The 6120-nt window shown below is 66.2% G+C and carries 8 protein-coding genes; 1 reads left to right on the top strand and 7 read right to left on the bottom strand.

Annotated elements, in window-relative coordinates; genetic code table 11:
• The 4 genes from HGB10_11750 to HGB10_11735 all read right to left on the bottom strand — a co-directional run.
• Positions 1–557, bottom strand: a 557-nt coding sequence (locus HGB10_11750) for a hypothetical protein (GenBank protein ID NTU72476.1), incomplete at its 3' end; no start/stop codon positions are given.
• The gene (locus HGB10_11745; protein ID NTU72475.1) at positions 554–1321 is read right to left on the bottom strand and encodes an ABC transporter ATP-binding protein; all 768 of its coding nucleotides are present in this window, start codon (positions 1319–1321) and stop codon (positions 554–556) included. The genes HGB10_11750 and HGB10_11745, both read right to left, overlap by 4 nt.
• Before the next feature lie 152 nt (positions 1322–1473).
• On the bottom strand, positions 1474–2346 hold the full coding sequence (locus tag HGB10_11740; protein ID NTU72474.1) for an ATP phosphoribosyltransferase: 873 nt from the start codon (positions 2344–2346) through the stop codon (positions 1474–1476).
• 121 nt (positions 2347–2467) lie between these two features.
• A complete protein-coding gene (locus HGB10_11735) occupies positions 2468–2863 on the bottom strand; it encodes a hypothetical protein (GenBank protein NTU72473.1) in 396 nt (131 codons plus the stop codon).
• A gap of 408 nt (positions 2864–3271) precedes the next feature.
• Here HGB10_11735 and HGB10_11730 point away from each other — a divergent pair, with 408 nt between their 5' ends.
• Positions 3272–4201: a LysR family transcriptional regulator gene (locus tag HGB10_11730; GenBank protein ID NTU72472.1), complete on the top strand. Its 930-nt coding sequence runs from the start codon at positions 3272–3274 to the stop codon at positions 4199–4201.
• Positions 4202–4234: 33 nt separating this feature from the next.
• Here HGB10_11730 and HGB10_11725 read toward each other — a convergent pair whose 3' ends face one another.
• From HGB10_11725 to HGB10_11715, 3 genes are all read right to left on the bottom strand, one after another.
• Positions 4235–4846, bottom strand: a complete 612-nt coding sequence (locus HGB10_11725) for an NAD(P)H-binding protein (GenBank protein ID NTU72471.1) — start codon at positions 4844–4846, stop codon at positions 4235–4237.
• Positions 4847–4923: 77 nt separating this feature from the next.
• On the bottom strand, positions 4924–5757 hold the full coding sequence (locus HGB10_11720; GenBank protein ID NTU72470.1) for a hypothetical protein: 834 nt from the start codon (positions 5755–5757) through the stop codon (positions 4924–4926).
• Positions 5758–5768: 11 nt separating this feature from the next.
• On the bottom strand, positions 5769–6120 hold a 352-nt coding region (locus HGB10_11715), incomplete at its 5' end, for a heavy metal translocating P-type ATPase (GenBank protein ID NTU72469.1).

Below are 6120 nucleotides of genomic sequence, written 5' to 3'. Positions count from 1 at the left end.
TTCTGCATCGCGTAGAGGTTCTCGGGGTCGATGCCTATCCCGACGACGCGCACGGTTATGCGCTGCCCGCCGATCAGCAGCGTCACCCGATCGCCGGGCCGAGTCTTGGTGTCCGAGGCGAACTGTGTGCTGAGCGCGACCTCGTCGCGCGCGCCGGGCGCGGGGTAGCGCCCTTGTTCGATGTGCACCGCATTGACCTTGGCGGACTGCCCCGCCGAGCCGATCACGCGCGCCGTCGCCTGCTCCCCGTCCTCTAGCTCCAGTCCGATGTCGGCGACGGAACGCACGAGCGCTGCCGAGACGCCGGGTATCCGCTCAACCGCACGGGCAGCCGTGTCCGGGATACGATCGGCCGAGACGGTGAGATCGGCGAAGCGCAGCGTGCTGTAAGCGTAGTCGAGAGAAGCACGCAGGTTGTAGTAGCCGTTCTGGAACGTGACGTAGCTCGTGATGCCCAGAGCGATGAGCACTACGAGCGCGATGAACTGCCCTTTGCGCGCGAGCATGTCGCGCCAGGCCTTGAGCGTCAGCATGCTGACCGCTCGTCGGCGGCTCACCAGGTCACGTCCTCCGGGTCGAGCGGATGCTCGTTGACCTCCTGCGACACGATGTGGCCGTCACGCAGGTGAAGTACGCGGTCGGCGATCGCCGCAAGCGGCATGTTGTGGGTCACGAGAACGACTGCGGCGCCCTCTTCGCGGTTGACCTCGCGCAGCACCTTCAGCACGAGCTTGCCGGTGCGAAAGTCGAGGTTACCGGTGGGCTCATCACCCAGAATCAGCTCAGGCGCCTTGGCGAGCGCGCGTGCCACCGCGACGCGCTGCTGCTCCCCGCCCGACAGCTGCGCCGGGAAGTGCTTCGTGCGCTCGGCCAGGCCGACCTTGGCAAGCAACTCAACGGGATCGAGGTCGGGCCCGTTGCCGTCGCGCGAGGCGAGCTCGAGTGCGAAGCGCACGTTCTCCTCGGCGGTAAGGGTTGGAATCAGGTTGAAGAACTGAAAGACGAAGCCGATATGCTCGCGTCGAAAGAGCGTCAGCTCGCTTCTGCTGAGGTGTGAGATGTCGTGCTCGCCAAATGTGATGGTGCCACTGGTGGGCGCATCGATGCCGCCCAACAGGTTGAGCAGCGTGGTCTTACCGGAGCCCGATGGGCCCAGGACGGCGACGAACTCGCCGCGCCTGATCGTGAGTTCGTCGACGTGCAGCGCCTCGACCTCGACCTCGCCCATGGTGTAGGTGCGGCGAACGTCGCGCAGGACGATGAGCGGCTCGGCGACGGGGCTGTCGCCGGCGACGGCCGAATCCAGGTCGACGCTCGGCATACCGCGCACTCCCTCCAGGGCAGCGTGTGTTCAGACGCGTTGGTTGCCTGACGTGCCTAGAATGACCCGCACGCCCTCGGCTTTACAAGTGCGGCGCGGCGCCGAAGTGGGTTCGCGACAGGCGTACGCGCCCTGTCGTGTCCGGGGATGGCCTACTTCACGATCTTGCTGATCGGGATCTCGAGGATGTCCTCCGCCCCGGCGGCCTTGAGCTGCGGGATGAGGATGTTGACCGTCGACTTGTCGGCGACCGTGGTCACCTCGAGATCGTCGGAGCCGTAGAGCTTGGCGACCGTGGGGTGCTTCATCGCCGGCAGGCATGCGATCACGGCATCGAGCTTGGATTCCGCGACGTTCATCGAGAGCAGCACACGCCCTCGGGCCTCGATCACGCCGAGAAGCAGCGTGCGGATCTCGTCGATCTCGCGACGCTTCTCGGGATCGGCCCACGCTTCCTTGCTCGCGAGCAGCCGCGTCGTCGACGTCAGCACGATGTCGATGATCTTCAGGCCGTTGCGACGAAGCGTGGAGCCGGTCTCGGTGAGGTCTACGAGGGCGTCCATCATGTCGGGCACCTTGGCCTCGGTCGCACCGTAGCTGAAGTGCACTTCGACCGGGATGCCGAGGTCGTCGAAGAACTTGCGCGTGACCTGCGGGAACTCGGTGGTGATGCGGCTGCCTGGCTTGATGTCGCGCGCGCTCGTCACCGGTGAGTCGTCCGGAACCGCGAGCACCATCTGCACCACGCCCGTGCCGGTCTTGGCGTACGGCAGCTCGGCGACCTCGACCACGTCGGCACCGGTCTCGGTCACCCAGTCGAATCCCGAGATACCAAGATCGAAGTAGCCGTTCTGTACGAAGATCGGAATCTCCTGCGGCCGCAGGATCTTGACCTTACCGATGCGCGGATCCGCGATGGTGGGGTTGTACTCACGGCTCGACTTCTTGACCTCGAGGTCGGCCTGCGAGAACAGCAGCAGCGTCTGCTCACCGAGGGAGCCTTTGGGAAGCGCAATCGTCAGCATGGTCGTCTCCAGTCGCGGGGTGGCGTGCGCCGGGAAGAGGCGTCTCGGCGACGCGAAGCACTACATCACTCTACTGAAGTGTAGCAGGCTCGAATGGAAAGCGCCTTCCGTCGCAGAACGGCTAACGACCGAGCGCGACCTCGGCGGCGAAGACCCAGAGCGCTCCGAATCCCCCTGCCAGATAGAGGATCGAAGGCACGAAGAGCAGCCCGATCCAGTAGCGGCGCGCGAACCATGCGAAGAGGGCGAAGATCAGGGCGTCCCCAATGGTGAACAGAAGGAACAGGCCAATCGGCCCGAAGTCGCTCGCAAGCCGGAGGCCCGTGGGCAGCGCGCCGCCCTGGGTGGCGGCCATCCGCAAGACAACCGGTGTGAAGCTGAGGATGAAGCCGACCTGTCCGGCCACAAGGAGCGTCGAGACGCCGAACGCGATCCAGAAGACGACGTCGAAACGCGTCGGTGTCGCCTTCGGCAATCCCCCGCGCGGTGCATCGGTCTGCTGACCTCGGTCCTCCACGCCATCCCCCTCTCCGCTGGTGCTCCTCACGATACTTGCTCGGTCGGCATGGTGAAAGCGCGAGGCTCGCGAGAAGGGAAGCGCCCCGCGACTTGGGGAGTCACGGAGCGCTGGGGGCCGGGAGGAGCCGCCGCCGGGGGATGCCGGCGACGGCACAAGGGGGCTAGATGAGGCGAAGGATGATGGCGATCGCCATGACCGCCGCAACCAACGCCAGCGTCCTGCCGTAGAACACGCTGCCTGCGCTGAAGTTGTCCTGCATGTTGAACGCCTCCTTCCACAGCGGCTTTCTGTGTGCCGCGTATCTTCTGTACCTATCTTCGGCCCACACACAGTAAAGAACCATTGTCGGCTTCTAACTATTCTCGTAAGATTTACTACACTATGTTGAACGTGAACCGGCTCAGGATGCTTCGCGAAGTCGCCGCCCGAGGAACCATCGCGGCGGCTGCCGAGGCGCTCTTCATGACTCCGTCGGCGATCTCGCAGCAGATGGCGGTGCTCGAGCGAGAGGCCGGTGCACAGCTGCTCGAGCGCAAGGGCCGCGGCGTCCAGCTCACCGACATCGGTGCCCGGCTCGTCGTCAACGCCGAGCGCATCCTCGCCGATATCGAACGCGCCGAAGCCGACATCGCCGCGGCATCGAGTGGCGTGGTGGGGCGCGTGCGAGTCTCTGCGTTCCCGACCGGCGCTCGCGCGCTGCTCGTACCCGCGCTCGCCGACCTGCAGCAGCGCCACCCCAACCTGCGCGTCTCGATGGTCGACCTCGAACCCGAGGAGTCGCTGCCGGCGCTCAAGAACCGCGACCTGGACGTCGTTGTGGCCTACGAGTGGGGTTTGCTCCCCCGCCTCGCGGATCGCGGCATCGAGCGCGAGCGGCTCTTCACCGAACCGGTGTACCTCGCGCTGCCCTCGGACCACCGACTCGCCACCGGCTCCCCCGTCGCGCTCGCGGACCTGCGCGACGAGGAGTGGATCGTGGGGCGCGACTCGACATCGATGCTCGACCTGGTCATCGCGGCTACGCGGCGGCAGGGCTACGAACCCAGAACCGACTTCCACTCCATGGACTTCCAGGTCATCCTCGCCGCGGTGGGTGCGGGTCTGGGAGTGGCGCTGGTCCCGCCGCTCGCGCTCATCGGCAGCTACCCCAATGTCACGGTAACGCGCGTGAGCGACCTGCAGATCGACCGCACGATTTGGGCGGCCATCCGCCGCGGCAGCAAGGGGCACCCCGGGATCGCCGCGGTGCTGGCATCGCTGCGCCGCGCCGCCGATGAGGTCGCCGATCGCATCCCCGCGCTCGCCGAGGAGCCTCCAGCCGAGCCGGTGGTGTAGCAGACGACCGCACGTGACCCGCTCACGGTGCTCCTATTGGGCGATGACGACCGAGCGGCGCAGGTACGTGTCGGTCTCGAGTGACTTGATGACGAGTCCCGCCACATCTTCACGGGAGATCCGGCTCGATCGGCTCAGCAGCGAGCCATCGAGCGAGACGCGATAGTCGCCGGTGGCCGGATCGTCGGTCAGGCCTACGGGCCTGATGATCGCCCAGTCGAGATCGGACGCCATGATCCGCTGCTCCATGCGCTCGAGGTCGTCGTAGGCTGAACGCAGCGCCGTTGCGACGAGCGCACGGTACGCGAGCGGGAGCGACTTGTCGTTGCGAGCGAAGGTGCCGGCCGCGCTCACAGCCGAGAGACGCCGCACGTCATGCTCGGCCATCGCGTGGATGACGTTCGCCATGGCGGGCTCGTGGTTGCCGGCCCCGGAGAGCGCGAAGGCCACCGCCGTGTGTCCTGCGACCGCGGCCGACACCGACTCGAAGTCGCGCGCATCGCCCGACACGGCCGAGAGGTTGGCGTGCGACACCGCAAGCGGCGTGCTGTGGGTGAACGCCGTCACCGCGTGACCGTGACCCAGCGCCTTCTCGACCACGTGGCGACCGGTCCTACCTGTCGCTCCGAACACGATCAGCTTCACGAGCTCCTCCTGCCGAGCAACGCGGCGGGCCGCCTTTGCAAGACGGCCCGCCAGCGTACGGGTTCATCGGATAGGTGCTACTTGACGCGCACCGTCACAGCGAGCTCCTTGCCGCCGATGAAGAACGGCTGGTCGATGCTGTGAATCGTGTCGTCCATGTCGAAGTTGAACAGGCCCGGGTCGCCGCGGTCGGCGTGCAGAGCGACGATGAGCGTCGGGGTGAGCGGAAGTGGGTCGAGCTTGACCACGGCATTCGTGGTCTCGCCTGACGCCACGTGCTTCAGGCCCACGCGCTGGCCGGGCTTGCCGTCGTTGTCGAGATGGACCGCGATCCAGGAGTCCTCGGGTGCGGTGACGTGCCCGACCGTGATCGTGGCGGTCGCTTCAATCTGGTCGGAGGCGACGATCGATGCCCGCGATGCATCCGTCTTGATTCCGAACTCACGGACCGTCACCACTGCGGCAAGCTCCTTACCGCCCACGAAGAACGGTCGGTCGGCGCTCATCTCCTTGTTCATCATGTCGAAGTCGAACTCGCCAGGGGTTCCCTTGTCGGCGTGGATCGCGACGATGACCTTGGGAGTCGTGAGATTCTCGAGCGGCACCTTCACGTCGAGGCTTTCGCCCCGCTTGATCGGTGCGAGTCCCACACGCACACCGGGTGCGCCATCCATGTCGGCGTGCACGACGATCCACGCATCGGTGGGTGCGAGCACGCGCTTGACGGTGATGTCGTTGACGCCGTTCTGGTTCTCGGCGACTTCGAGCTGCGCCTTGTCGGCGGAGGCGACGTAGCCCCACACCTCCATCGTCTCGGCTTTGGGCGCGGTGGTCGACTGGCAGCCGACCAGCGACAGCGCGCCGGCTGCGAGGGCCACCACCGCGAGTGCGGCGAGGAGTCGTGTCTTCATCGGGGATCCTTTCATTCTGCGACCTCAGTCACAGCGGGGGTGATGGCGGGAGTGACGACGCGCTTGCGCGGCTTGAAGCGGCGCAACAGCAGCGAGTTGGTCACGACCGATACCGAGGAAAACGCCATGGCGGCGCCGGCAATCCACGGGAACGGCGAGAGAAGGCCGACGGCTGCGACGGGGATGAGCACCGTGTTGTAGCCAAGGGCCCACACGAAGTTCTGACGAATCTTACGCATGGTGGCTCGGGAGAGGTCGATCGCGGTCACGGCGTCGCGCAGGTCGTTCTTGATGAGCACGATGACGCCGGTCTCCATGGCCACGTCGGTACCCGCACCCATGGCGATTCCCACGTCGGCCTGA

Source organism: Coriobacteriia bacterium, from assembly GCA_013334745.1.
Classification (GTDB): domain Bacteria; phylum Actinomycetota; class Coriobacteriia; order Anaerosomatales; family JAAXUF01; genus JAAXWY01.
This window is presented reverse-complemented; position numbering and strand designations above follow the sequence as displayed.

Coding starts and splice junctions, on each gene's coding strand:
- HGB10_11745 (NTU72475.1), bottom strand. CDS start 1,321: ATGCCGAGCGTCGACCTGGATTCGGCCGTCGCCGGCGACAGCCCCGTC.
- HGB10_11740 (NTU72474.1), bottom strand. CDS start 2,346: ATGCTGACGATTGCGCTTCCCAAAGGCTCCCTCGGTGAGCAGACGCTG.
- HGB10_11730 (NTU72472.1), top strand. CDS start 3,272: ATGCTTCGCGAAGTCGCCGCCCGAGGAACCATCGCGGCGGCTGCCGAG.
- HGB10_11720 (NTU72470.1), bottom strand. CDS start 5,757: ATGAAGACACGACTCCTCGCCGCACTCGCGGTGGTGGCCCTCGCAGCC.